Annotated in this window: 23 protein-coding genes; 11 read left to right on the forward strand and 12 right to left on the reverse strand. The window is 66.1% G+C overall.

The window, feature by feature from the left end:
- Positions 1-138: 138 nt before the first annotated feature.
- A complete protein-coding gene (locus JL811_RS12445; RefSeq protein WP_202689026.1) occupies positions 139-1,287 on the reverse strand; it encodes a fumarylacetoacetate hydrolase family protein in 1,149 nt (382 codons plus the stop codon).
- Between the two features lie 162 nt (positions 1,288-1,449).
- Positions 1,450-2,652 carry a 3-oxoadipyl-CoA thiolase gene (gene pcaF / locus JL811_RS12450; RefSeq protein ID WP_202689027.1) on the reverse strand — a complete coding sequence of 401 codons (1,203 nt, stop codon included), beginning with the start codon at positions 2,650-2,652 and terminating at the stop codon, positions 1,450-1,452.
- 165 nt (positions 2,653-2,817) lie between these two features.
- Between pcaF and copM the strand changes: the two genes are divergently transcribed.
- Positions 2,818-3,201 carry a CopM family metallochaperone gene (gene copM / locus JL811_RS12455; protein ID WP_202689028.1) on the forward strand — a complete coding sequence of 128 codons (384 nt, stop codon included), beginning with the start codon at positions 2,818-2,820 and terminating at the stop codon, positions 3,199-3,201.
- A gap of 25 nt (positions 3,202-3,226) precedes the next feature.
- On the opposite strand, the gene JL811_RS12460 is transcribed toward copM, so the two are convergent.
- Positions 3,227-3,877, reverse strand: coding sequence for a glutathione S-transferase N-terminal domain-containing protein (locus JL811_RS12460; RefSeq protein ID WP_202689029.1), 651 nt, complete (start codon positions 3,875-3,877; stop codon positions 3,227-3,229).
- Positions 3,878-4,162: 285 nt separating this feature from the next.
- Between JL811_RS12460 and hemP the strand changes: the two genes are divergently transcribed.
- From hemP to JL811_RS12480, 4 genes are all read left to right on the forward strand, one after another.
- A complete protein-coding gene (gene hemP / locus JL811_RS12465; protein WP_202689030.1) occupies positions 4,163-4,333 on the forward strand; it encodes a hemin uptake protein HemP in 171 nt (56 codons plus the stop codon).
- A 13-nt stretch (positions 4,334-4,346) separates the two neighbouring features.
- Positions 4,347-4,652 (forward strand): (2Fe-2S)-binding protein, encoded by a 306-nt coding sequence (locus JL811_RS12470; protein WP_202689031.1) that lies wholly within the window; start codon positions 4,347-4,349, stop codon positions 4,650-4,652.
- Positions 4,600-5,085, forward strand: coding sequence for a bacterioferritin (bfr, locus tag JL811_RS12475; RefSeq protein ID WP_202689032.1), 486 nt, complete (start codon positions 4,600-4,602; stop codon positions 5,083-5,085). The genes JL811_RS12470 and bfr overlap by 53 nt, the downstream gene beginning before the upstream one ends.
- A 299-nt stretch (positions 5,086-5,384) precedes the next feature.
- The gene (locus JL811_RS12480; protein ID WP_202689033.1) at positions 5,385-6,647 is read left to right on the forward strand and encodes a flavin-containing monooxygenase; all 1,263 of its coding nucleotides are present in this window, start codon (positions 5,385-5,387) and stop codon (positions 6,645-6,647) included.
- Between the two features lie 91 nt (positions 6,648-6,738).
- Here the strand turns inward: JL811_RS12480 and JL811_RS12485 are convergent, their stop codons facing one another.
- The 7 genes from JL811_RS12485 to JL811_RS12515 all read right to left on the reverse strand — a co-directional run bounded on the left by JL811_RS12485 (position 6,739) and on the right by JL811_RS12515 (position 11,462).
- Positions 6,739-7,242, reverse strand: a complete 504-nt coding sequence (locus tag JL811_RS12485) for a transcriptional regulator (protein WP_202689034.1) — start codon at positions 7,240-7,242, stop codon at positions 6,739-6,741.
- 82 nt (positions 7,243-7,324) lie between these two features.
- The gene (locus JL811_RS12490; RefSeq protein ID WP_202689035.1) at positions 7,325-7,999 is read right to left on the reverse strand and encodes a trimeric intracellular cation channel family protein; all 675 of its coding nucleotides are present in this window, start codon (positions 7,997-7,999) and stop codon (positions 7,325-7,327) included.
- A gap of 1 nt (position 8,000) precedes the next feature.
- Entirely contained in the window at positions 8,001-8,477 is a 477-nt protein-coding gene (rnhA, locus tag JL811_RS12495; RefSeq protein WP_202689036.1) for a ribonuclease HI, read from the reverse strand.
- Positions 8,478-8,571: 94 nt separating this feature from the next.
- Entirely contained in the window at positions 8,572-9,522 is a 951-nt protein-coding gene (gene ispH, locus JL811_RS12500; RefSeq protein ID WP_202689037.1) for a 4-hydroxy-3-methylbut-2-enyl diphosphate reductase, read from the reverse strand.
- Positions 9,523-9,640: 118 nt separating this feature from the next.
- Complete coding sequence (locus JL811_RS12505) at positions 9,641-10,357, reverse strand: LrgB family protein (protein ID WP_202689038.1); 717 nt, start codon at positions 10,355-10,357, stop codon at positions 9,641-9,643.
- A complete protein-coding gene (locus JL811_RS12510; RefSeq protein ID WP_202689039.1) occupies positions 10,354-10,761 on the reverse strand; it encodes a CidA/LrgA family protein in 408 nt (135 codons plus the stop codon). The genes JL811_RS12505 and JL811_RS12510 overlap by 4 nt, the downstream gene beginning before the upstream one ends.
- A 248-nt stretch (positions 10,762-11,009) precedes the next feature.
- Positions 11,010-11,462, reverse strand: coding sequence for a GNAT family N-acetyltransferase (locus tag JL811_RS12515; protein ID WP_202689040.1), 453 nt, complete (start codon positions 11,460-11,462; stop codon positions 11,010-11,012).
- Positions 11,463-11,685: 223 nt separating this feature from the next.
- Between JL811_RS12515 and smc the strand changes: the two genes are divergently transcribed.
- Positions 11,686-15,141 carry a chromosome segregation protein SMC gene (gene smc / locus JL811_RS12520; protein WP_202689041.1) on the forward strand — a complete coding sequence of 1,152 codons (3,456 nt, stop codon included), beginning with the start codon at positions 11,686-11,688 and terminating at the stop codon, positions 15,139-15,141.
- A 78-nt stretch (positions 15,142-15,219) separates the two neighbouring features.
- On the opposite strand, the gene JL811_RS12525 is transcribed toward smc, so the two are convergent.
- Together JL811_RS12525 and JL811_RS12530 are read right to left on the reverse strand one after the other, a co-directional pair.
- Positions 15,220-15,558, reverse strand: a complete 339-nt coding sequence (locus JL811_RS12525) for a YciI family protein (RefSeq protein ID WP_202689042.1) — start codon at positions 15,556-15,558, stop codon at positions 15,220-15,222.
- A 105-nt stretch (positions 15,559-15,663) separates the two neighbouring features.
- Entirely contained in the window at positions 15,664-16,128 is a 465-nt protein-coding gene (locus JL811_RS12530) for a GNAT family N-acetyltransferase (RefSeq protein ID WP_202689043.1), read from the reverse strand.
- A gap of 113 nt (positions 16,129-16,241) precedes the next feature.
- On the opposite strand from JL811_RS12530, the gene JL811_RS12535 reads away from it, so the two are divergent.
- From JL811_RS12535 to JL811_RS12555, 5 genes are all read left to right on the forward strand, one after another.
- Positions 16,242-17,357: a lysine-2,3-aminomutase-like protein gene (locus JL811_RS12535; protein ID WP_202689044.1), complete on the forward strand. Its 1,116-nt coding sequence runs from the start codon at positions 16,242-16,244 to the stop codon at positions 17,355-17,357.
- Positions 17,358-17,577: 220 nt separating this feature from the next.
- On the forward strand, positions 17,578-20,022 hold the full coding sequence (locus tag JL811_RS12540; protein WP_202689045.1) for a GcvT family protein: 2,445 nt from the start codon (positions 17,578-17,580) through the stop codon (positions 20,020-20,022).
- 27 nt (positions 20,023-20,049) lie between these two features.
- On the forward strand, positions 20,050-22,494 hold the full coding sequence (locus JL811_RS12545) for a GcvT family protein (protein ID WP_202689046.1): 2,445 nt from the start codon (positions 20,050-20,052) through the stop codon (positions 22,492-22,494).
- 83 nt (positions 22,495-22,577) lie between these two features.
- Positions 22,578-24,110 carry a trimethylamine methyltransferase family protein gene (locus tag JL811_RS12550; RefSeq protein WP_202689292.1) on the forward strand — a complete coding sequence of 511 codons (1,533 nt, stop codon included), beginning with the start codon at positions 22,578-22,580 and terminating at the stop codon, positions 24,108-24,110.
- Between the two features lie 9 nt (positions 24,111-24,119).
- On the forward strand, positions 24,120-25,556 hold the full coding sequence (locus JL811_RS12555) for an aldehyde dehydrogenase family protein (protein ID WP_202689047.1): 1,437 nt from the start codon (positions 24,120-24,122) through the stop codon (positions 25,554-25,556).
- Position 25,557 lies beyond the last annotated feature (1 nt).

Genomic DNA, 25,557 nt, shown 5'->3' on the forward strand with positions numbered 1-25,557 from the left:
GCGCCTTGCCGTTACCAGAAATGCGAAAGGGGCACCCGATGCGGATGACCCTTTTCTGTCTGCAAATATCCTCGGGGGGGGGCAGGGGGGGCAGACAGCCCCCCTTCGACGTCTGCCGCAGACGCTGCGCCTCCCTGTTCAGAGCAGGCCGCGCGACGCGAGATTACGCATCAGATGGCTGGTGCCGAAGGTCCATTCGTCACATTCGGTCGACAGGCGCACCACATTTTCCAGCGACCCGAATCCCGGGGCGGAAATCGTGACCCGGTCACCCACCTTATGGGTGAAACCTTCACCCGGATGGTCGCGGTCCTGCGTCGGCGCGAACAATGTGCCGAGGAACAGCAGGAAGCCGTCGGGATACTGGTGATGCCGCCCGATTGTCTGGGACACAAGTTCCGTCGGGTCGCGGCTGATCTCCTTCATCGAGGAATGGCCGTCCAGAACAAACCCGTCTTCGCCTTCCACCCGCAGGGTCAGTTCGGCCTGACGCACCTGATCAATTCCGAAATCCGCATCGAACAGCCGGATCATCGGGCCGATGGCGCAGCTTGCATTGTTGTCCTTGGCCTTGGACAGCAACAGCGCCGAACGCCCCTCGACATCGCGCAGGTTCACGTCATTGCCCAGACAGGCGCCGACGATTTGGCCTTTCGAGGTGACGGCCAGCACGACCTCGGGTTCGGGATTGTTCCAGCGCGACACCGGATGCAGGCCGACATCCGCGCCCGTGCCCATCGAGGACAGGATCTGCGCTTTGGAAAACACCTCGGCATCCGGGCCGATGCCGACCTCCAGATATTGCGACCACAGACCCTCGGCGATCAGGGCGCGCTTCACCTCTGCCGCCTCGGGCGACCCCGCGCGGATATCGCGCAGGCTGGCGCCGATGGTGGCGCCGATCCGTTCGCGGATCTCAAGCGCCCGGGCCGGATCGCCCGCCGCCTTTTCCTCGATCACCCGTTCCACCATCGACCGCGCGAAGGTCACGCCGCAGGCCTTGACCGATTGCAGGTCGCAGGGCGCAAGGAAATGCACCACGGACATATCGCCCACGCGGGCCGCCGCGACCTCTTCCAGCGTCCCGAGTGCCACGCCATTGGCGGCGCGCACATGGGCTGCCGGATCGTCCAGTTCACAGATATCGCGGCTGGTGGGGGCGGCGCGGCTGGTGATGTCCACCACCTGCCCGTCGCGCAGCGTGACGACCGCAGGGCCGTTCGCCACCGGGTTCCAGACCCGGCCAAGCCACGTTCCGGAATGATCCTCTGGGGCAATGATGGACATGGGCGAACTCCTCCTCGGTCGCGGTTGGCGCGATCTGGTATGCCAGATCTGGTATGGCAGACCAAGGACCATATTGCGGGCCGCGCCGCAAGTCCGCAAATGCGGGCGGGAATTGCGGGGCGGCAGGGGCAGGACGGTCCGGGCGGGCGATCCCGCCGCCGGTCAGACCCGTTCCAGCGCCAGCGCGATCCCCTGTCCGACACCGATGCACATGGTGGCCAGCGCGCGCCGCCCGTTGCCGCGCGCCAGTTCCAGCGCCGCCGTTCCGGCAAGCCGCGCGCCGGTCATGCCCAGCGGATGGCCCAACGCGATGGCGCCGCCATTGGGGTTCACGCGCGGATCATCCTCGGCAATGCCCATCAGCCGCAGCGTCGCCACGCCCTGTGCCGCAAAGGCCTCGTTCAGTTCGATCACGTCGAAATCGGGGGGCGCAAGGCCAAGCCGGGCCATCAGCCTTTCGCTGGCCGGGGCCGGGCCGATCCCCATGATCCGGGGCGGCACGCCCGCCGTGGCCCCGCCCAGAACCCGCGCCAGCGGCGTCAACCCATGCGCGCGCGCCGACGCCTCCGAGGCAAGGATCAGCGCCGCCGCGCCGTCATTGATGCCGCTGGAATTTCCGGCGGTGACCGAACCGCCCGGAAACAGCGGTTTCAGCCCGGCCAGCGCCCCGGCAGTCGTGGCGCGGGGATGTTCGTCCTGCGCCACGGTCAGCGCCTCACCCCTGCGCTGTGGGATCGTCACCGGCGCGATCTCGGCCGCCAGCCTGCCATTGGCCTGTGCTGCGGCGGCCTTGCGCTGTGAGGCCAGCGCCATCGCATCCTGTGCCGCGCGCGCGATTCCGTAATCATCGGCGACATTCTGCCCGGTCTCGGGCATCGAATCCGTTCCATAGGCGGCGGCCATCGCCGCATTGACGAAGCGCCAGCCGATGGTGCTGTCGTAAATCGCGCTCTCGCGGGAAAAGGCACTGCCGGCCTTGGGCATCACGAAAGGCGCGCGCGACATGCTTTCCACCCCGCCCGCGACCATCAGCCCTGCCTCACCGGCGGCGATCTGGCGCGCGGCGGTCAGCACCGCATCCATGCCTGACCCGCACAGCCGGTTGACCGTGCTGCCGGTCACCTCGACCGGAAACCCGGCCAGAAGCGTGGCCATGCGGGCGACATTGCGGTTGTCCTCACCGGCCTGATTGGCGCAGCCAAGGATCACATCCTCGATTGCCGCCGGGTCCATCGCTGGGTTGCGCGCGATCAGGGCGCGCAGCACATGGGCGGCCAGATCGTCGGGCCGCACCGGCGCCAGCGCGCCGCCATAGCGCCCGATGGGCGTGCGGATATAGTCGCAGATGAAAACCTCGACCGGCATGGCAACCCCCGGATGATGCGTCGGCCCCGGCTATAGCGCCGTGGCCGCGCAATGGGAACCTTTGACGGCGGGGAATCCGGGAGGGGCCGGGGGGCAGGGAAGTGCTTGACCTTCCCCCTGCCGGAAGGCCCATTCACAAAGTCGGTTTGCTGAATGGAGGATGCGATGATTGCAAAATTCCGGCTGGGGCTTGCCGCCCCGTTTGCCTTTCTGGCCATGACGGCCTTGCCTGTTCTGGCCCAGATGGACCATGCGCAGATGGGCCATGGCACCGACGCGGCGGCCGCCCCGGACAGTCCGGCCGTCGCGGCCTATCGTGCCGCCAATGACCGCATGCATCACGATATGGATATCGCCTTCAGCGGCGATGCAGACACCGATTTCCTGCGCGGCATGATCCCGCATCATCAGGGTGCCATAGACATGGCCCGCGTCGTGCTGGAGCATGGCACCGATCCGGAAATCCGTGCGCTGGCCGAAACGATCATCGCGGCGCAGGAGGCCGAGATCGCCCAGATGCGGGACTGGTTGGCGGCGCGCGGGAACTGAGGCGCCCAGCCCCCGCCCGCTCTTGTCAGGGGGCCTCGGGTGGCAGCGGGATCGCGCCTGCGTCATGCGGCACGGCATAGCCGCGCTGCACGGCGGGGCGGGCGGCCATGGCGCGATACCAGCGGCAGACCTCGGGAAAGGCATTCAGGTCGATCCCCTGCCATTCGAAACGCGCGATCCAGGGCCAGATCGCCATATCGGCGATGCTGTAGCTTCCGCGCCCTTCCCCCGCCACATGGTCGCGCCCGGCCAGGCGGTCGTTCAGCACACGGTAAAGCCGCGCGGCCTCGGTCAGGTAACGCTCTTCGGCATAGGGGGCCTTGCCGGGATTGAATTTCACGAAATGATGCACCTGCCCCAGAATCGGGCCCAGCCCGCCCATCTGCCACATCACCCATTCCACCATCCGCCAGTATTCCGCGCCGTCACACCGGAAGCGCCCGGTCTTTTCCGCAAGATAAAGCATGATCGCCCCTGATTCCATCAGGCTTTGCCCGGTCTCATGGTCATGGATCGCGGGGATGCGGTTGTTGGGCGCGTGGCGCAGGAATTCCGGCGCAAACTGCGCGCCCTTGCCGATATCGACCGGATGGGCGCGATAGGGCAGATCCAGTTCCTCAAGCAGGATCGAGACCTTGCGGCCATTGGGGGTTGCCCATGTGTAAAGGTCGATCATTCCGGTCGCTCCCGTGTCAGGTTCTGTGCCAAGTTCCGCCCCTGCATCGCGGCTGCGTGCAAGGGGGCCTCCGGGCCACAGCGTGGCATCCGGGGCGTGGCGCGGCAAGTCCCCTGCGGAAGTGGGGGGAGGAGGATGCGCGGGATCGTGAATATCTGATCAAAAGAATCGGTATTTACTTCCAAGTGATTTTGTCAGAAATTGCGATCACGGTGCAGAACAGCATCGGGTCCGGATGAATGACCCGGTTCCATCGCCAGACCGACCAGCCAGATGACCGGAAGCATGACCCACTCCCACCCTGATACCGCGCCAGCCCTGCCGACCTCGGCCAATCCACAGGTCCATGATGCGCTGGACCTGACGGCGGGCGGTGCGACCGCGCTGATCCGGATGAACGACCAGACCTGGACCCTGCGGATCACCCGTCAGGGCAAACTGATCCTGACGAAATAGGCGGAGCGCCCGGATGATCGTCTGTCATTGCACCAATATTTCCGACCATGACATCCGCGCGGCAGTGGACTGGATGCGCGCCGCTGATCCGGAAACCATCATCACCCCCGGCAAGATCTATCGCGCACTGGGCCAGCGGGCCGATTGCGGCGGCTGCATGCCACTCTTTCTTGACACGATGCGCAACTGTGCGAGTTTCGGGGTAGCCAGGGAACCCGATCCCGGCCAAGACGTTCCGATATTGCGCAGAGTGAAAGGAAAGCCAGATGAAGGGCGACCCCAAGGTAATCGACTATCTCAACGCGGCCCTTCGGTCTGAACTGACGGCTGTCAGCCAGTACTGGCTGCATTACCGCCTGCAGGAGGACTGGGGCTTTGGCCGCATCGCGGCAAAAAGCCGGGCGGAAAGCATCGAAGAGATGCATCATGCCGACAAGCTGATCACCCGCATCCTGTTTCTGGAAGGCCATCCGAACCTGCAGAAACTGGATCCGCTCCGGATCGGGCAGAACCTGCGTGAGACGCTGGATGCCGATCTGGCGGGCGAACATGACGCCCGCACGCTGTATATCGAGGCGCGCCGCCATTGTGACGAGGTCGGCGATTATGTCAGCCGCGCCCTGTTCGATGAACTGATCGGCGATGAGGAAGGCCATATCGACTATCTCGAAACCCAGATCGACCTTTATGAGACGATCGGCGCCGAGAAATACGGCATGCTCAACGCCAAGCCCGCCGACGAGGCGGAATAAATCTCCCACGGCCCGTGAGGGCTGGGAGACCGGAAAGGAAAGCGCGCGGGTATCCCCGCGCGCTTTTCCTTTTTGCGGGGCAGGGCTGGTTCGGGGGCAAGGCTGGTTTGGGGCGCGTGCTCTCCGGTGGCCCCCCGTGCCCCCCTTGAGGCCAAGCCTAAGCATTGAAATGGCATCGCATAATTTATCGCAGTCCCGCCTTGCGCCATCCTCGGCATCACGATGATGGATGAAGGCAGGGGCAGGCGATGACACGGGACAGGATGCGGGAACGGGCAGGTGGGCGGACCGGACAGGGCATGGCACATGGCAGGGCAGAGCCCGCGCCCGAGACTGTCGAGACGCTGGTGATCGGCGCAGGGCAGGCGGGCATCGCGATGAGTGAGCATCTTTCGGCCCGGGGCCTGCCGCACCTGGTGGTCGAACGGGCGCGCATCGCCGAACGCTGGCGCTCGGGCCGTTGGGATTCGATGGTTGCCAATGGCCCCGCCTGGCATGACCGTTTTCCGGGCATGGACTATCCCGACACCGCGCCCGAGGCCTTTCCGGGCAAGGAACAGGTCGCGGATTACTTCGAGGCCTATGCCGGACGCATCGCGGCACCCATCCGCTGCGGGGTTGAGGTGACCGGCCTGCGCCAACGGGCGGGCGGAGCCGGGTTCCGGGTTGAAACCTCGGACGGTGTAATCGAGGCCCGCAATGTGGTTGCGGCAACCGGACCATTCCAGCGCCCGGTGATCCCCGATGTCATCCCGTCCGAGACCGGTTTGATGCAGATCCATTCCGCTGCCTATCGCAATCCGGACCAGTTGCCCGCAGGCGCGGTGCTGGTCGTGGGGGCCGGGGCCTCGGGCGTGCAGATCGCCGAGGAGCTTAACCGCGCGGGCCGCCGCGTCTATCTGTCGGTCGGCCCGCATGACCGCCCGCCGCGCCGCTATCGCGGGCGCGATTTCGTCTGGTGGCTGGGGGTGCTGGGCAAATGGGCGGCGCGTGCCCCCGATCCCGGGACCGAACATGTGACCATCGCGGTCAGCGGCGCCAATGGCGGGCGCACGATTGATTTCCGCGTGCTGGCCAGGGAAGGCATCACCCTACTGGGCCGCAGCCAGAGCTATGCCGGGGGCTGCCTGCATCTGGCCTCTGATCTGGCGCAAAACATCGCGGCGGGGGATGCCAATTATCTGTCGGTTCTGGCCGAGGCGGATGCCTATATCCGCGCCGAAGGGCTGGATCTGCCCGAGGAACCCGAGGCCCACCGGATCGGCCCGATGCCCGGCTGCGTTACCGATCCGGTCCTGTCGCTGGATCTGCAAGAGGCCGGGATCGGCGCGGTGATCTGGGCCACCGGCTATGCGCTGGATTTCGGCTGGATGGATCTGGATATCTTCGATGAAAAGGGCCGCCCGCGCCATGATCGTGGCGTGTCTGATGTGCCGGGCCTTTATTTCCTGGGTCTGCCATGGCTTGCGACCCGGGGATCGAGCTTCATCTGGGGCTGCTGGCAGGATGCGCGCCATCTGGCCACCGAGATCGCGGCGCGGCAACCGGCAGAACCGGCCTGAACGCCGGGAGGCTGGGGGTATGTGGCGGGGGGGTCACACCCCCGCACCCTGGTGCGGTATTTTCGACAGGATGAAAGGGGGGAGGAGCGCGTCAGGACAGGCGTCTGAGCACGTCCTTCAGGCGCGCGGCGCGGCCTCCGGCATCGTGCCAGAGCGACTGACCCTGCCAGAAGGCAAAAAGGATCGCCGCCGTTTCCGCCGCTTTCGCGCCGCCCCCCAGCCGGCAGGCCAGCGCCGCCTCGACCCGCAACCGCCAAAGCGCGGCGCGGTCGGCATCCCGCCCCCCCGGCAGCGCGGTTGCCAGCGGGGCGGGCAGTGGTGGCAGGGCCTTCAGCAGCGCCAGCGCCCCTTTGGGTGTCAGGGCGGCCTCGGTCTCGGCCTTATCAAGGGTGGCAAGTGCGGTCTCCCAGCCCTGCGCCAGCGCCGCCGTGACCATCGCCTCCTGCGTGCCGAACCGCTGCACAAGGGTCGAGGCCGCAAGCCCCGAGGCGCGCGCCATCGCCCCGAAGGTCAGCGCGCGCTCGCCCCCGGCGGCCAGACGGTCCAGCGCGAGGGAAAGGACGGCAGAATCGGACAGGATCTTGCGGCGGGGCATGGCATGAGGTTAGGCGCGATCCGCGCCCATGCAAGAGGGGCTGCGGGAGATCGGCAATCGGCAAAGCGGGCGGTTCGTGGCTTCAGCGTTTGGGCGATTCGGGCCGGGGCGGGCGGTTCCTGTAGATCGGCAGGCCCCAGCCGAAAGCGATGGCACCCGCGCGCAGAAGGAAGGTGACCGCGCCACAGATCAGCAGCGCCTGCCCGCCCTCCAGCCCGGCCAGCCCCGCAACGACCGCCGCCCCCGCCCCGGCAAAGGCGGCGGTGGCATAGATCTCGCCCTGTTTCAGGACCAAGGGCACCTCATTGCAGACCACATCGCGCATCAGCCCGCCGAAACAGCCCGTCGAAACCCCCATCACCAGCACGATGGCCCAGTGCTGGCCCATGCCAAGGGCAACGCCGACCCCGGCAGGGACCGCGACGGCCAGCGCGAACGCGTCCAGCCAGAGGATCGCGCGATAGCGGCTTTCCAGCAGATGCGCGGTGAAGAAGACCAACACCGCCGCAACCACCGCCGCCAGCAGGATCGCAGGATCGGCGACCCAGAACACCTGATCGCGGTTCAAGAGCAGGTCACGCAGCGTGCCGCCACCAACCGCCGTCAGGCAGGCCACGAACAGAAAGCCCACGATATCAAGCTGGCTGCGCGAGGCGACCAGTGCGCCCGTCAGCGCGAAAATTGCGACCGACAGGATATCGAGCCCCTGAATCAGACCCTGTGTCAGGCCGGGGGTCAGCGCCTGTGTCAGGTCCATTTCAGCGCGCCCCGGATCCGGATGCGGTGGGTTTGAACGGCGCCATGCCTGCGCGGGCCAGTTCATCGGCGCGTTCATTCTCGGCATGGCCCGCATGGCCCTTGATCCATTTCCAGATCACGGTATGGCGGGCCTGAGCCTCATCCAGCCTTTGCCACAGATCGGTGTTCTTCACGGGCTTCTTGTCGGCGGTTTTCCAGCCGTTGCGTTTCCAACCATGGATCCATGTCGTCACGCCGTTTTTCACATAGGCGCTGTCGGTGACTATGGTGATGCCCGACGGCCGCGCCAGCGCCTCCAGCGCCGAGATCGCGGCCAGAAGTTCCATGCGGTTGTTGGTGGTCGCTGCCTCACCGCCCTGCAGCGTGCGTTCCTTCACGACCTCGCCGCCTTCGCGTGCCAGCATCAGCACACCCCAGCCCCCCGGCCCGGGATTTCCCGAGCAGGCCCCGTCGGTATAGGCGTAAAGATCGGGCATGGTCGCTCCTGTCGCTTTGGGCGCGGGTGTAGCGTGAATGCGCAAGGCGGGCCAGCGGCCTTTGCGGCGGGGCGGGTCGTGGAGGGCGCGGGGATCAGACCGCTTCGCGCAGCAGGCGGGGCACCTTGAATTCGATGTTTTCCTGCGCCGTCTCGACCAGTGTCACGGTGACGTCATGGCGGGCGCGGAAGGCGTCCAGCACTTCGTTGACCAGAACCTCGGGGGCCGAGGCCCCGGCGGTGACACCCAGCGATGAAATGCCGTCCAGTGCGCGCCAGTCGATATCGGTCGCGCGCTGCACCAGTTGCGCATAGGCGCAGCCCGCCGCGCGCCCCACCTCGACCAGACGCCGCGAATTCGAGGAATTGGGCGCCCCGATCACCAGCAGCGCGTCGATTTTTGGCGCGATGGCCTTGACGGCGGCCTGTCGGTTGGTCGTGGCATAGCAGATATCGTCATGGGCAGGCACAAGGATTTCGGGAAAGCGCGCCAGAAGTGCTGCGGCAATTCCGGCGGTGTCATCAACCGAAAGCGTGGTCTGGGTGATATAGGCCAGCCGGGTCGGGTCGCGCACTTCCAGCCGCGCGACATCCTCGGCGGTTTCGACCAGCAGCACCTCACCGGGGGGAAGCTGTCCCATCGTGCCGACGGTCTCGGGATGGCCCTCATGCCCGATCATCACCAGTTGCAGGCCGTTTTCATGATGGCGCGCGGCCTCGTTATGGACCTTGGTCACAAGGGGACAGGTCGCATCGACGGCGATCATCCGGCGCCGCGCGGCCTCGGCCGGAACCGCCTTGGGCACGCCATGAGCCGAAAAGATCACCGGGCGGTCATCGGGGCAGTCTTCCAGTTCCTCGACGAAGACCGCGCCCTTGGCGCGCAGATCCTCAACCACGAAACGGTTATGCACGATTTCATGACGGACATAGACCGGGGCGCCCCATTTCTCCAATGCCATCTCGACGATGCGGATGGCACGGTCAACGCCCGCGCAAAAGCCACGCGGGGCGGCAAGATGGATGGTCAGCGGGGGCAGGGCCATGGCGTTTCCTTCGCTTGGCGCGCGGGGTCGGGGGCTGGGTGGCCTGCGCGCATGGTTCAGGATTTAAGGTGCCGGGGCGCGCAGGTCCACCCCTGCCGGTCCCACAGCGGGGGGTGGATCACAGGAACAACCACAGGATCAGCGGCACCAGAAAGGCCGCGCCCACCGCGTTGAGCCCCATGCCAAGCCCGGCGAAAGCGCCCGCAACGGGATGGACCTGCAAGGCGCGCGCTGTGCCGATTCCATGCGAGGCCGCGCCGACCGCAAGCCCCCGCGCGCGCCAGTCGCGCAGCCGCAGCGCGTTCAGCAGTGGCGTCGCGATGATCGCGCCCGAGATGCCGGTCAGGATCACCAGAACGGCGGTCAGTGTCGGCGATCCGCCCAGCCGGTCGGAAATGCCCAGCGCCACCGGGGCGGTTGCGGATTTCGGCGCAAGCGAGATCAGCGTCAGGTCTGACAGCCCGCCCAGCCGCCCGATCAGCAGCGCCGAGGCCGTGCCGGTGACCGACGCGACAAGCACCCCTGCCAGCACCGGCAGGGCTGCGCGGCGGACATGGGCGCGCGCCTCCCACAAGGGCAGTGCAAGCGCGACCGTGGCCGGACCCAGCAGAAAATGCACGAACTGCGCCCCTTCGAAATAGGTCGCATAGGGCGTGCCGGTCAGCCAGAGCAGAAGGCCCAGCAGGATGACCGCGACCAGCACCGGGTTGACGAAGGGACGCCGCCCCGCCGCGCGGAACGCCGCATCGCCAAGGGCATAGGCCGCAAGGGTTGCGGTCAGCCACAGCAGCGGGCCGCGCGCAAGATAGGACCAGATCTCGGTGAATTCGGTCATGATGCGGCCCCGCTTGCAGGCCCGCTTGCAGGATCATCGTCGGGCGCGCCGGGGCTGCCCGGCCCCTCGGTCAGCCGCGACACGGCGACAAAGGCCAGCGCCCCCGCCGCGATGGCGAGCCCGGTCGAGACCACAAGTGCCGCCAGCAGCACCGCCCCCTGACCGCCCAGCCGGTCCAGATGGCCGATCACGCCCACCCCCGCCGGAACGAAAAGCAGCGACAGATGCGCCAGCAAGCCGCTGGCCAGCGGGCGCATCAGCGCAGGCAGGGCGGGAAACAGCGCAAAGCCCGCCAGAAGCAGCACAAGCCCCAGCACCGGCCCGGGCAGCGGCAGGCCAAGGCTGCGGGCGGTCGCCTCACCTGCCAGTTGGCAGCCAAGCAGGATCAGGATGGCGTTCAGCATCGGCGGTTCCTCTGACGGGCGGGCACTGCGAAGGCTAACGCATTTCCGCGCCGAGGGCAGGGGTGAAGTTCGACCACCGGGGCAGGACAAGCGCGCGATAGGGGGGGCATAAGGGGGCAAGGGGGTTGTCTGCCCCCTCGCCGCGTGCCGCGTCTTACCCCCGAAGGTATTTTGGCCATGGTGAACAGCGCAGCGATTGCACGCGGATAAGCTGATGGCGGCCTGACGATGGCGGCAGACGGGGTAGGTCAGACGGGGCGGGTAAAGACCAGCGACGTGGGATGGTCATAGCCCGGATGCGAGGTGGTCATGGTCTGCTGAAACCCCAGCGCGAAAAAGATCGCGTGATTCTCGACCAGTTCGACACGGCTTTGCAGTTCCAGCCGCGACAGGCCGAGCGCGCGGGCGCGGGTCTCGGCCAGCCGGATCAACTCTCCGGCATAGCCCTCACCCTGATGCGCGGGATCGACAGACAGCTTGCCGATATGCAGCGCCGGTCCTTTCGGTGTCAGCAGTACGCAGGCCAGCGGCGGCTGGCCAATCACCCAGACCTCGCCGGGGTGATGTTCCAGATCGTCGACCGACATCCGGTTGATGGAGGAGGGCGGGTCGATCCGGCCCTCCATCCCCGAAAAGGCGCGCTGGATCAGTCCCAGCAGCAGGTTCCAGTCATAGGGATTGTGCGGTTGAAAGGGGGTCATTTCGGTCCGGTTTTTTGCGTCAGGTTCCGCCTCGGCCCGGGGCGCGTCAAGTGCTTTCGACATGGGCAGGGCCCGGGGCGGTGACAGCCGGCGGAAGGGGGCAGGCAGCGACTATATCTTGTGGGTAACTTGCCCAAAGGGGCAGGATGAAGGGGGTGGAGGTTGACTCACCCCCGCCCTTGCCGCGACCATGGCGGATAGTCAGAATCATCGGATCCCGCCCTTGCGCTTCAGCCGCCTTCGTCTCAACGGTTTCAAAAGCTTCGTCGACCCCACGGATCTGGTGATCCATGAGGGGCTGACCGGTGTGGTCGGTCCCAATGGCTGCGGCAAGTCGAACCTTTTGGAGGCGCTGCGCTGGGTGATGGGCGAAAACCGCCCCACGGCCATGCGCGGCGGCGGGATGGAGGATGTGATCTTTGCCGGGACCGCCACCCGTTCGGCCCGGCATTTCGCCGAAGTGGTGCTGACCATCGACAATCAGGACCGGCTGGCGCCCTCGGGGTTCAACGATGCCGACCAGCTGGAGATCGTGCGGCGCATCACCCGCGATGCGGGATCGGCCTACAAGGCGAATACCCGCGATGTGCGGGCGCGCGATGTGCAAATGCTGTTCGCCGATGCCTCGACCGGGGCGCATAGCCCGGCGCTGGTGCGGCAGGGGCAGATTGCCGAACTGATCAATGCCAAGCCCAAAAGCCGTCGCCGGATTCTGGAAGAGGCGGCAGGCATTTCCGGGCTTTACCAGCGCCGGCATGAGGCGGAGTTGCGCCTGCAGGCGACCGAACAGAACCTTGCCCGGGTCGATGACGTGCTGGAACAACTGGCCGCCCAACTGGCCACGCTGGCCCGACAGGCGCGGCAGGCGGCGCGTTATCGCGAGATCGGCACCGATCTGCGCCGGGCCGAGGGGATGCTTTTGTTCCGCCGCTGGCGGGAGGCCGATCTGGCCGTGGCCGAGGCCGAGGCGACGTTGCGCGCGCGGCTTCTGACGGCCTCGCAATCCGAAACGGCGGCCCGGGCCACCACCGCCGCACGACAAAAGGCCGAGGATGCGTTGCCGCCCCGGCGCGAGGAAGAGGCGATTGCCGGGGCGATCCTGCAACGGCTGACCGTGCAGCGCGATGCGCTGAACGAAAGCGAATCGCGCGCCCTGCAGACGATCCAGACGCTGAAGGGCCGGATCGAGCAGCTTTCCCGCGATATGGAGCGCGAGGCCGGGCTGAACCGCGATGCCGAGGAAACCATCGGGCGGCTGGACTGGGAGGCCGAACAACTGACCCGCGCCACTGAGGGCCATGACGCCCGGCTGGCCGAGGCGGCCGAGGCCGCGCGGGAGGCCGGGGCGGTGCTGGGCGAACGCGAGGCGGCCCTGTCTGACCAGACCGAGGATGTGGCCCGGCTGGCCGCCCGCCACCAATCGGTGCAGCGCCTGCTGTCGGATACATCCGCCACCGTCGCCAAGGCCGAGGCCGAAGCCGCCCGCGCCGGAGAGACCGCAGCCGAGACGCAAGAGGTGCTGGAACGCGCCAGCGAGGCGCTGGAAGCGGCAACCCTTGCGCAGGAAGAGGCGCAGGAGCTTGCCGAGGCGACCGAAGAGGCACTCGCACTGGCCGAAGAGGCCCGGGCCGAGGCACAGGGGCGGGAGGCCGAGGCGCGGGGCGCGCGGTCCGAGGCCGAGGGGGAGGCCAATGCGCTGCGCGCCGAAGTGGCCGCACTGGCCCGGCTGGTCGAACGCGAATCGGCGGCAGGCACGCAGATCCTTGACCGGATCGAGGTCGAGCCGGGTTTTGAATCCGCACTGGGTGCCGCGCTGTCGGATGATCTGCGCGCGCCTGCGGTGACGGGGGCGGAAGGCTCGGGCTGGGTCGAACTGCCGGATTACGATGCCGATGCGCCCTTGCCCGGGGGCGCGCAGCCTCTGGCCGCCCATGTCCGGGTTCCGTCCGTCTTGCGCCGTCGTATCGCGCAGATCGGTCTGGTCGACCGCGCGGCGGGTGCGGCCTTGCAACAAGACCTGCGCCCCGGTCAGCGGCTGGTCAGTTCCGAGGGCGATCTGTGGCGCTGGGACGGCTACCGCATGACCGCCGAGGATGCGCCTTCAGCGGCTGCCGCGCGGTTGCGGCAGTTGAACCGTCTTGTGCAGTTGAAGCGCGATCTGGAGGATCTGAATGCAAAGGCCACGGGCGCGCGGCAGGCGCATGAGGCGCTGCAGGCGCGGCTGGCCGATCTGGCCCGCGCCGATCAGATGGCGCGCGACGCCCGCCGCGCGGCGGATGGCCGTGTGACCGAGGCCAATCGCAGCCTGTCGCGCGCCGAGGCCGAGCGGTCCATCGCGGGCGGCAGGCTTGAGGCCGCCCGTCTGGCCGTCAGCCGCTATGGCACCGAGGCGACCGAGGCGCGCAGCGCCCATCGTGAGGCCAGCCGCACGGCCGAGGTTCTGCCCGATCTGGCGACCGCCCGCAGCACGGTCGAGGCGTTGAAAACCACGGTCGAGGCCGCGCGGATCACGATGATGACGCGCCGTTCCGCCCATGATGAATTGCGCCGCGAGGGCGAGGCCCGGCTGAAGCGGCGGCAAGAGGTCATCAAGGAAATCTCTGGCTGGCGGCAACGGCTGGAAACCGCAGGCAAGCGGCAGGCCGAACTGGCCGAACGCCGGGCCGAGACAGAGGATGAGTTGGCCGAGGCGCAGGCCGCGCCCGAGGAAATCGCGATCAAGCGCGAGGAGCTTTCGGACGCAATGGCCGAGGCCGAAACACGCCGCGCCCGTGCCGCCGAGGCGCTGGCCGGGGCCGAAGCCGCGTTGCGCGCCGCATCCGATGCCGAACGCGAGGCCGAACGCGCCGCAGGCGAGGCGCGCGAAGGCCGCGCCCGCGCCGAAACCCGCGCCGAGGCCGCCCGCGAGACCCGCAATCTTGCCGAAGGCCGGATCCGGGAAGAGGCCGAATGCGACCCGGCGGACCTGCTGGCGCAACTGGGCGGCGATCCCGATGCCATGCCGGGCTCGGAGGCCCTGGAGGCCGATGTCGCGCGGCTGAAACGCCAGCGTGAGGCGCTGGGCGCGGTCAATCTGCGCGCCGAGGAAGATGCGAAATCCGTGCAGGAGGAGCATGACACCCTGCTGCGCGAAAAGACCGATCTGGAAGAGGCGGTCAAGAAACTGCGCGCCGGCATCGCCGGGCTGAACCGCGAAGGGCGCGAACGGCTGCTGACCGCGTTTGAACAGGTCAACGCCAATTTCGGCACGCTGTTCACCCATCTGTTCGGCGGCGGCGAGGCCCGTCTGGTGCTGGTCGAATCCGATGATCCGCTGGAGGCGGGGCTGGAGATCATGTGCCAGCCGCCGGGCAAGAAACTCTCTACCCTGTCGCTGCTGTCAGGGGGCGAACAGACGCTCACCGCGATGTCGCTGATTTTTGCGGTGTTCCTTGCCAACCCCGCGCCGATCTGTGTGTTGGATGAGGTGGACGCACCTTTGGACGACGCGAACGTGACTCGCTTCTGCGACCTGCTGGACGAAATGACCCGCCGCACCGACACGCGCTTCCTGATCATCACGCACCACGCCGTGACCATGGCGCGGATGGACCGGCTGTTCGGGGTAACGATGGCCGAACAGGGAGTCAGCCAGTTGGTGTCGGTGGATTTGAAACGGGCCGAGTCGCTGGTGGCGTGAGGGACGTCCCCTGAAAACGGTTTTCGCAGCTTGGGGGATGAAGTCGCGACTGGCAGCTATGCGGGACAAAGCGGCCGTTCAATCTCCGCTCGCTGTTTCCAGCGGCCATACCTCTACAACCCCATACGCGATAGCACAGGGCACTCTTGAAACCATCTCGATGGCCTCTTCGAGGCTATCAGCTTCGATGATCGCGAATCCGGCAACGGGCAGGTCAGACGACAAGAATTGACCTTCAGTCACTTCAACACCGGAAGCGGCAGGATTCCGAACCAGCACTGGTTTTCCAGCGATTCCCATCACGGCTCCCGTCGCAACCAGCTGCTCGTCATGGGCGTGAGCAGCGTCCCTGGAAGGTTGAGAGATGCGGTCATACCCATCTTGATCGCCGTATCCAATCGTTAGGAACTTCGGCATCTGTGACTCCTACCAGAACATTGGAACAATCGTACCATGGGAACCATTCGCTGTCACTTTGGGCTCCAAGCCGTCATCAGCCACCTTGTTTCAAACCCCACCCCCTCACCGCACATATTTCACAAAGGGCGTCACCTTCGCCACCCGGTCATAAAGCCGCCGAGCCGTCGCGTTGAACTCCTGCGTCATCCAGTAGACGGCGGGCGTGCCATTGGCATCAGCCGCGGCATAGACCGCCTCGATCAGCGCACGGGCCGCCCCCGTGCCGCGCGCCTCGGGCGTCACGAACAGATCCTGCAGGTAACACACATCCTCGGCCCGCCAGTTATGGGCGTGATAGATATAGTGGACGAGGCCGATCAGCCGCCCGTCCCGCTCGGCGACAAAGGCATTCTGATGCGCGCGGGCCGGGTCGGTCAGGCGGGCGAAGGTCGCCTCAAACACCGTTTCGGGCAGCGTGGTTTCGTAAAAGGCCAGATAACCCGACCAGAGTGCGGCCCATTCGACGCGGTCGCCGGGGCGCAACGGGCGGATCGTGACGGGTTTTTCGGCAGTTCTTTCGGCGGGCATGGTGGGCGGTCCTTTCGGCTTTGGTCCCTGCGTGGCATGGGCGGGCGCGGCCCGCAACTTGTATCGGCGGGTCGGGAATGCGATAGGGGCGGGTCTTGCAACCGGACGGATCCATGAAAGACCTGATCAAGGACAGCGCGCCGACGGAGGCCCCGCAAGGGCAGGCGGCAGAACCGTCGGGCGGACAAGCCCGTGCCCTGACCACGCCCGCGCAGTTTGTTGCAGCAGGGCTGGCCGATCCTGTCGACGCGGCGGCGCTGGGGCAGGTCGCAGCGGAATTCAAGCTGCGCATGTCGCCCGAAATGGCGCGGGCGGTTGCGGCCCCGGGCGATGGCGTTGCGCGGCAATTCGTGCCGGAAGTCGCGGAACTGACGATCCGCCCCGAGGAACTGGCCGACCCCATCGGGGATGACGCCCATGCCCCGGTGCCGGGCCTGACACATCGCTACCCCGACCGGGTGATCCTGCATGCCACCAAGACCTGCGAGGTTTATTGCCGCTTCTGCTTCCGGCGTGAGGTGGTGGGTGAGGAAGGGGCGCTGCCCGAGGCAGAGATGGCGGCGGCGCTGGATTATGTCGCGGCAACCCCGGCGGTGCGCGAGGTGATCCTGACCGGGGGCGACCCCTTGACGCTGTCGCCGCGCAGGCTGGCCTCGGTGATGGCGCGGCTGGGGGCGATCCCGCATCTGGATGTGATCCGATTTCATACCCGCGTGCCGGTCGTTGCCCCCGAAAAGGTGACGCCGGACCTTCTGGCCGCGATGGAGAGTGACAAGGCGGTGTGGCTGGTCGTCCACACCAACCACGCGCAGGAACTGACTGAAGCTGCGCAAGCGGCCTTGCGACGGCTGGTGGCGGCGGGCATCCCGCTTCTGTCGCAAACGGTACTGCTGCGCGGCATCAACGACGACCCCGACACGCTGGAGGCGCTGTTCCGCGCACTGATCCGCGCCAAGGTGAAACCCTACTATCTGCATCATTGCGATCTGGCCAAGGGCACCGGCCATTTCCGAACCACGATTGCGCGGGGGCAAGCGATCATGACGGCGCTGCGCGCACGGCTGTCGGGCATGGCGCTGCCCGCTTACGTGCTGGATATACCGGGCGGCTATGGCAAGGTTCCCATCGGACCGGATTACTTGTTGCGGGCGGCGGATGGCCTGTGGCAGGTCCGCGACCCGAAGGGTGATTTGCACCGCTATGCCGACCCGTCCGCCCCGCTGGGCTGAAACCGCGCCCCACTTTTTCTGTCGCTGAATATCCCCGGCGGACCGGACCGGCGCAACGCCCGGCAGGCCGGACAGGGTCAGCGCCTTTGGCATCCGCCATCGCGTCAACCGCCCTCATGCCACGCTGATCGGTTTTTCCGATCAATGTCGCGTCGCGGATGAGATAGCGCGGCGGGCCTTCGTAGGCGTAGCTTTCGCCAAAGAACTGGCGGAGGGCGGCATGGGCGAGGTTTTTGCAACGGCGCGGGTCGTCATCATCGGGGGCGGGGTGGTCGGTGTTTCCTCGCTTTATCACCTTGCCAAAGCGGGCTGGACCGACTGCATCCTGCTGGAGCGCAATGAACTGACCGCAGGCTCCACATGGCATGCGGCGGGCAATGTGCCGACCTTTTCCACCTCCTGGTCGCTGATGAACATGCAGCGTTATTCCACGCAGCTTTACCGCGGGCTTGGCGCGACTGTGGATTACCCGATGAATTACCATGTCACCGGGTCTATCCGTCTGGCCCATTCCAAGGAACGGATGCAGGAATTTGCCCGCGCGCGCGGCATGGGCCGCTATCAGGGCATGGAGATCGACATTCTGGGGGTGGAGGAGATCAGGGGCAAATACCCCTTCCTTGAAACCCATGGCCTGCAAGGCGCGCTTTATGATCCGGCCGATGGGGATATCGACCCTGCGCAACTGACGCAGGCGCTGGCCAAGGGCGCGCGGGACATGGGCGCCACGATCCACCGTTTCACCCCGGCAACGGGCGTGCGGCGCGAAAACGGCGAATGGATCGTGGAGACGCCGAAAGGCGATATCCGCTGTGAGATTGTGGTGAATGCCGCCGGATATTATGCGCAGAAGGTCGGCGAATGGTTCCGCCCCTATGGCGGGCGCACCGTGCCGATGATGGTGATGAGCCATCAATACCTGTTGTCCGAACCCATCCCCGAGATCGAGGCATGGAGCCGGGAGGTTGGCCACAAGCTGCCACTTCTCCGCGATGTCGATACCTCCTATTACCTGCGGCAGGAAAAGACCGGCTTCAACCTTGGCCCCTATGAGCGCAACTGCCGTGCCCATTGGGTGACGCCCGATGACCCCTTCCCCGAGGATTTTTCGTTCCAGTTGTTCCCTGACGATCTGGACCGGCTGGAACCCTATATCGAGGATGCCATGGCGCGCGTGCCGCTGTTGGGCACAGCGGGGATTTCCAAGGTCATCAATGGCCCGATCCCCTATGCCCCCGATGGCAACCCGCTGATCGGCCCGATGCCGGGTGTGCCCAATGCGTTCGAGGCCTGCGTTTTCACCTTCGGCATCGCGCAGGGGGGCGGGGCAGGCAAGGTGCTGGCCGAATGGGTGACCGAAGGCGCGACCGAATGGGATATGTGGCCCTGCGATCCGCGCCGTTTCACCGATTATACCGACCCCGAATACTGCGTCGAAAAGGGGATGGAGGTCTACGGCCACGAATATGCGATGCATTTCCCGTGGCATCGCTGGCCTGCCGGGGCCAATCGCCGCCTGTCGCCGCTCCATGATCGGCTGGTCGCCGCAGGGGCGCAATTCGGCGCCTATAACGGGTGGGAACGTGCCAACTGGTTCGCCGAATCCGGTGATGATACGACCGAGGCCGCGACGCAGACATGGAACCGCGCCGGACCATGGGAGAAGCGCATCAGCGAAGAGTGCGAGGCCGTGCGCGATCATTGTGGTGTCCTGGCCATTTCCGGCTTTACCCGGCTGAAGGTGGAAGGCCCCGGCGCGCGGGATTTCGTCGATGGCCTCACCGCCTCGCGCCTGCCCGAACCGGGTCGGATTGGTCTTGTCTATTTCCCCGACAGCCGTGGCCGCATCGTCACGGAAATGAGCGCGCTGGTCCATGGCCCCGATGAGGTGGGCCTGATCACCGCAGGCGTCGCGCAATGGCATGATGCCGAATGGCTGATCCGGCAGGCGCCGGACGGCGTGACGGTTACCGACCATTCGGCAGATGTGGAATGCCTGCTGGTCACCGGGCCGAAGGCGCGTGAAATCCTCGCACCCCTGACCGATGCCGATCTGACCCTTCCATGGCTGTCGGTGCAATATGAAACCCATGTCGCGGGGCGGCCCTGCGCGCTGATCCGCGTGTCCTTTGCCGGGGAATTGGGATGGGAGCTTCATTGCGGCGTCAGTGATGCGCCCACGATCTGGGATGCGGTAATGGCGGCGGGGGCGAAACCCTTTGGCATGTGGGCGCTGAACAGCTTGCGGATCGAAAAGGGATACCGCGCGTGGAAGGGTGATCTTTCCACGGATTACAGCCTGCTGGAGGGCGGGCTTGACCGCTTCATCCGGTTTGAAAAGCCGGATTTCCCCGGCAAGGCAGCACTTCTGGCGGAAAAGCAGGCGGGGGTGAAGAAACGCTTTGTCACCCTGCGGGTGGACGCAGGCGATTGTGATGCGCCCTATATGTCAACGCTTTGGCATGATGGGGTGGTTGTGGGGGAAACCACCTCGGGCGCATGGGGCTATCGCGTGGGGGCATCCCTTGCGCTGGGGATGCTGCGCGCTGATCTGACCGTACCGGGAACGGAGATCGAGGTTGAGATTTACGGCACTCGCCACAGGGCCGTGGTGCAGCCCGATGCGCCCCTCTGGGACCCCGAAAACGCCCGTCTGCGGGCCTGAGATGCGAAACCGCGCGGAGTATCCGGCATGACGACTATCCCCACACAGGCGCGCGTTGTCATCATCGGCGGCGGCATCGTCGGCTGTTCGGTGGCCTATCACCTGACGAAACTCGGCTGGCGCGATGTGGTGCTGCTGGAACGCAAGCAACTGACCTCGGGCACGACATGGCATGCGGCAGGGCTGATCGGGCAGTTGCGGTCTTCGGCCAACATGACACGGCTGGCGAAATACACCGCCGACCTTTACCGGGGGCTGGAGGCGGAAACCGGGCTTGCGACGGGCATGCGCACGGTGGGGTCCATTTCGGTTGCGCTGACGCCGGAGCGGCGGGAGGAGCTTTACCGCAACGCCTCGATGGCGCGGGCCTTTGGCGTGCCGGTTGAGGAGTTGTCGCCATCGGAGGTAAAGGACCGTTACCCGCATATGAATATTGAGGGCGTGACGGCAGGCGTCTGGCTGCCGACCGACGGGCAGGGCGATCCTGCCAACATCGCGCTGGCGCTGGCCAAGGGCGCACGGGCCAAGGGTGCGCAGATTGTCGAAGGCGTCAAGGTGACGGGCATCGGCATGGCGGGGGGGCTTGCGCGGTCGGTTGACTGGCAGATGGGTGAGGAGCGGGGCAGCATCACCTGTGAACACGTCGTCAATTGCGCGGGCATGTGGGGGCGTGAGGTCGGCCAGATGGCGGGCGTCACTGTGCCGCTGCAGGCCTGCGAGCATTTCTATATTGTCACCGAACCCGTGCCGGGGCTGACGCAGATGCCGGTGCTGCGCGTGCCGGATGAATGTGCCTATTACAAGGAGGATGCGGGGAAATACCTGCTGGGCGCATTCGAGCCCAAGGCAAAACCATGGGGGATGAACGGCATCCCCGAGGGTTTCTGCTTTGATCAGTTGCCCGAGGATTTCGACCATTTCGAGCCAATCCTTGAACGCGCCGTCCACCGCCTGCCCGTGTTGGCCGAGGCGGGTATCCATACCTTTTTCAACGGGCCGGAAAGTTTCACACCGGATGTGGCCTACAACCTTGGCCAATCGCCGGAAGTGGCGAATTTCTGGGTGGCGGCGGGGTTCAATTCCATCGGCATCCAGTCGGCGGGGGGCGCGGGCATGGCGCTGGCCGCATGGATGGATACGGGCGAGAAACCGTTCGATCTTGGCGATGTCGATGTGGCGCGCAACCAGCCCTTCCAGCGCAACCGCCGCTATCTGGCGGCGCGCGCGACGGAATCCTTGGGCCTGCTTTATGCCGACCATTTCCCCTACCGCCAAAAGACCACCGCGCGAGGGATACGGCGAAGTCCGTTCCACGCGCAACTTGCAGCTGCGGGTGCCGTCTTTGGCGAGGCGGGCGGCTGGGAACGCCCGGCCTATTACAGCGATCCGGCCAATCCCGTGCCCTATTCGCATGGCTGGGGCCGCCAGCCGTGGTTTGCCAGTTCTGCCGCCGAACATGCCGCAATCAGGGCAGGCGTCGGGGCCTATGACATGTCCTCCTTCGGCAAGATCCGGGTGGAGGGGGCCGAGGCGGAGGCCTTTCTGAACCATGTCTGCGGCGCGGATCTGTCAGTGCCGGTGGGGCGGATCGTCTATACGCAATTTCTCAATTCCCACGGGGGGATCGAGGCGGATGTGACCGTCACGCGGCTGTCGGAAACCGTCTTTCTGGTCGTGACCCCCGCCGTGACCCGGCCAAGGGATCAGGCATGGTTGCGCCGCCATCTGGGCGAGTGGCGCGCCACCATCGCCGATGTGACGGCGGGGGAGGGCGCGCTGGCCATCATGGGGCCGCGCGCGCGCGAGCTGCTGGCGCTGGTGTCGCCCGATGATTTTTCCAACGCCGCCCACCCATTCGGCCATGCGCGGGAGGTGGAAATCGGCATGGGCCTCGCCCGTGCACATCGCGTCAGTTACGTCGGCGAACTGGGATGGGAAATTTATGTTTCCTCCGACATGGCCGGGCATGTACTGGAAACGGTGCTGGAGGCAGGCGCGGATCTGGGCCTGCGGCTGGTCGGGATGCATGCGGTCGACAGTTGTCGCATCGAAAAGGCCTTCCGCCATTTCGGCCATGACATCACATCCGAGGATCATATCCTTGAGGCGGGTCTTGGTTTTGCCGTCCGCACGCAGAAGGCAGATTTCATCGGCCGCGACGCCGTTTTGCGCAAGCGTGAGGCGGGCCTTTCGCGCCGCATGGTGCAGTTGCGCCTGACCGATCCCGAACCGCTGCTGTACCACAATGAACCCGTCCTGCGCGACGGGCGCATCGTGGGGCATGTGACCTCGGGCAACTATGGCCATCATCTCGGGGGGGCCATCGGCATGGCGTATGTTCCCTGCGAAGAGGAGCAGCCCGAGGCGCTGCTGGCGTCCAGTTATGAAATCGAGGTCGCCGGACGGCGCTTTGCCGCGATCGCCAGCCTTGCGCCTCTCTATGATCCGCGTTCCGAAAGGATGAAGGCATGAGCCTGCCCCCCGAAGTGCCCCCCGAAATCACCCCCGACCTGCCCGAGATCCCCCCCGAATTGCTGGCCGCCGAGGCGCTGGCCATGGCCCCGAAACGCGTGGGCCGGACCGGCGGGCGCGATGCGCGCCGCGCCTTGCGGGCCGCACCGCTGGCCGATCATGTCCGCCCGATCCGTGCGGGGATGGAGGGCGGGCGATACCGCCCCCTGTCCGATGCTGGAATGGCGCAGATCCATGCGGCCGCATTGGACGCGCTGGAACAGATCGGCCTGTCGCAGGCCCCGCCCTCGGGCGTTGAAATCCTGACACGGGCCGGGGCGGTGCAGGGTGATGACGGGCGTATCCGCTTTCCCCGCGCGCTGGTCGAGGACATGCTGGCGGTGGCCGCGCGCGACATCACCCTGCACGGGCGCGAGGCGAAGCACGATCTGCACCTGTCGGGCCAACGGGTGCATTTCGGCACGGCGGGGGCGGCGGTGCATATCGTCGATCTGGAAACCGATACCTATCGCGACAGCACGGCGCAGGATCTCTACAACGCGGCGCGGATCACGCATCATCTGGACAATGTGCATTTCTTCCAGCGCGCGATGGTCTGCCGCGACGTGACCGACAATTACGACATGGACGTGAACACGCTTTACGCCTGCCTTGCAGGGACCACGAAACATGTCGGCACCTCGTTCAGCGAACCGGCCCATGTCGCGGGCTGCATGGACCTGATCCACACCGTCGCAGGGGGTGAGGCTGCCTGGCGCGCGCGCCCCTTTGTCAGCAATTCCAATTGTTTCGTCGTGCCGCCGATGAAATTCGCCGAGGAAAGCTGCACCACGATGGAAATGCTGGTGCGGGCGGGAATGCCGGTGCTGCTGTTGTCGGCTGGCCAAGCCGGGGCCACGGCACCCGCCCCCATCGCGCTGGCCATCGTGCAGGCGGTGGCGGAATGTCTGGCGGGGGTCGTCTATGTCAATGCGATCCGACCAGGCCATCCGGCGATCTTCGGCACATGGCCCTTCGTGTCCGACCTGCGCACCGGGGCGATGTCGGGCGGATCGGCGGAACAGGCGCTGCTGACCGCCGGTTGCGCGCAGATGCACCGGTTTTACAACTTGCCGGGCGGTGCTGCGGCCGGCATTTCCGACAGCAAGCTGCCCGACATGCAGGCCGGATGGGAACAGGGCATCACCAATGTTCTGGCCGGGCTGTCAGGGCTGAACATGGTTTATGAATCGGTCGGGATGCATGCCTCGCTTCTGGGCTTCTGTCTGGAAAGCCTTGTGCTGGGCGATGACATTCTGGGGCAGGTGATGCGCTGTGTGCGCGGCATCGACGTCACACCGGATTCCACCTCGATCGAGGCGATGAAAGAGGTCTGTCTGGGCGGGCCGGGGCATTATCTGGGCTCATCCCAGACGCTGGACCTGATGCAGACGGAATATGTCTATCCCGTCATTGGCAACCGCATGAGCCCCAAGGAATGGAATGAGGCGGGCAAGCCGAAACTGCTGGACATGGCGATCCGGCGCAAGAACGATATCCTTGCCCGTGCGGGCTGCCAGATCGCACCCGATATCGACCGCGCGATCCGGTCGCGGTTCAACATTCATTTCACCTGAGGGGCCGCCATGACCATCTCTGACAATCTTTCGCGGTTTTATATCAACGGGGAATGGGTCGCACCGCTGGGGGGCGGCAGGCTGGGTGTGGAAAACCCCGCGACCGAGGAGATTGTGGCCGAGGTGGCGCTGGGCACGGTCGAGGATGCCGACCGCGCGATTGCCGCCGCCCGGGCGGCCTTTGCCGGGTTCGCGGCCACGCCCGCACCGGAACGGCTGGCCCTTCTGCGCCGCATCCTTGATGCCTATCGTGACCGGGCCGAGGATTTCGCGCAGGCCTTCACCACCGAAATGGGTGCGCCGCTGGCCTTCTCGCGTGAGGCGCAGGTCTGGGCCGGGGATGCCCATATCGAGGCCACCATCGAGGCCGCCGAACGGTTCACATGGGAGGAGATGCGCGGCACGACGCTTGTGATGCGTGAGGCCATCGGGGTGGCGGGGCTGATAACCCCTTGGAACTGGCCGATGAACCAGATTGCTTGCAAGGTTGCCCCTGCCATCGCAGCAGGCTGCACGATGGTTCTGAAGCCTTCGGAAATTGCGCCGCTGTCAGGCATCCTTTTTGCCGAGATCATGGCGGCGGCGGGCGTTCCGGCGGGCGTGTTCAACCTTGTGAATGGCACCGGGCCCGAGGTGGGCGCGCGGCTGTCCAGCCATCCGGATATTGATTTCGTGTCCTTCACCGGATCCACCCGCGCGGGCATCGAGGTTGCGCGCAATGCCGCCCCGACCGTCAAGCGCGTGGCGCAGGAACTGGGGGGAAAGTCGCCCAATATCATCCTTGCCAGCGCCGATCTGGAGGCAGCGGTTGCAGGCGGGGTCGAGGGCTGTTTCGGCAATTCCGGGCAAAGCTGCGATGCCCCCACCCGCATGTTCGTGCCGCGCGCCGTGCATTCGCAGGCGCTGGAGATCGCGCGGGCGGCGGCGGAAGCGATGGTCACCGGCGACCCCTTGGCCGATGCCACCACCCTTGGCCCGGTCATCAGCCGCACCCAATGGGACAAGATCCAGGCCCTGATCGAGGCGGGGATTGCCGAAGGGGCCACGCTGGTCACGGGTGGCACCGGACGGCCCGAGGGGCTGAACCGGGGCTGGTTCGTCAAGCCGACGGTCTTTGGTGATGTGACCCATGATATGACCATCGCGCGCGAGGAAATATTTGGCCCTGTCCTGTCGATCCTGCCTTATGACAGCGAGGAAGAGGCCATCATACAGGCCAATGACAGCGTTTACGGCCTTGCCGCCTATGTGCAGGGCGCGCCCGATCATGCCAATGCCGTGGCACGGCGGCTGCGCGCGGGGCAGGTCCAGATCAACTATCCCGACTGGGATCTGCACGCGCCGTTTGGCGGCTACCGGCAATCGGGCAACGGGCGCGAATATGCCGATTGGGGCATCCATGACTTTACCGAAGTGAAGGCCCTTGTCGGCCATGGCGGGGCCTAGG

This window comes from Szabonella alba, assembly GCF_016765775.1.
Taxonomy (GTDB): Bacteria; Pseudomonadota; Alphaproteobacteria; order Rhodobacterales; family Rhodobacteraceae; genus Szabonella; species Szabonella alba.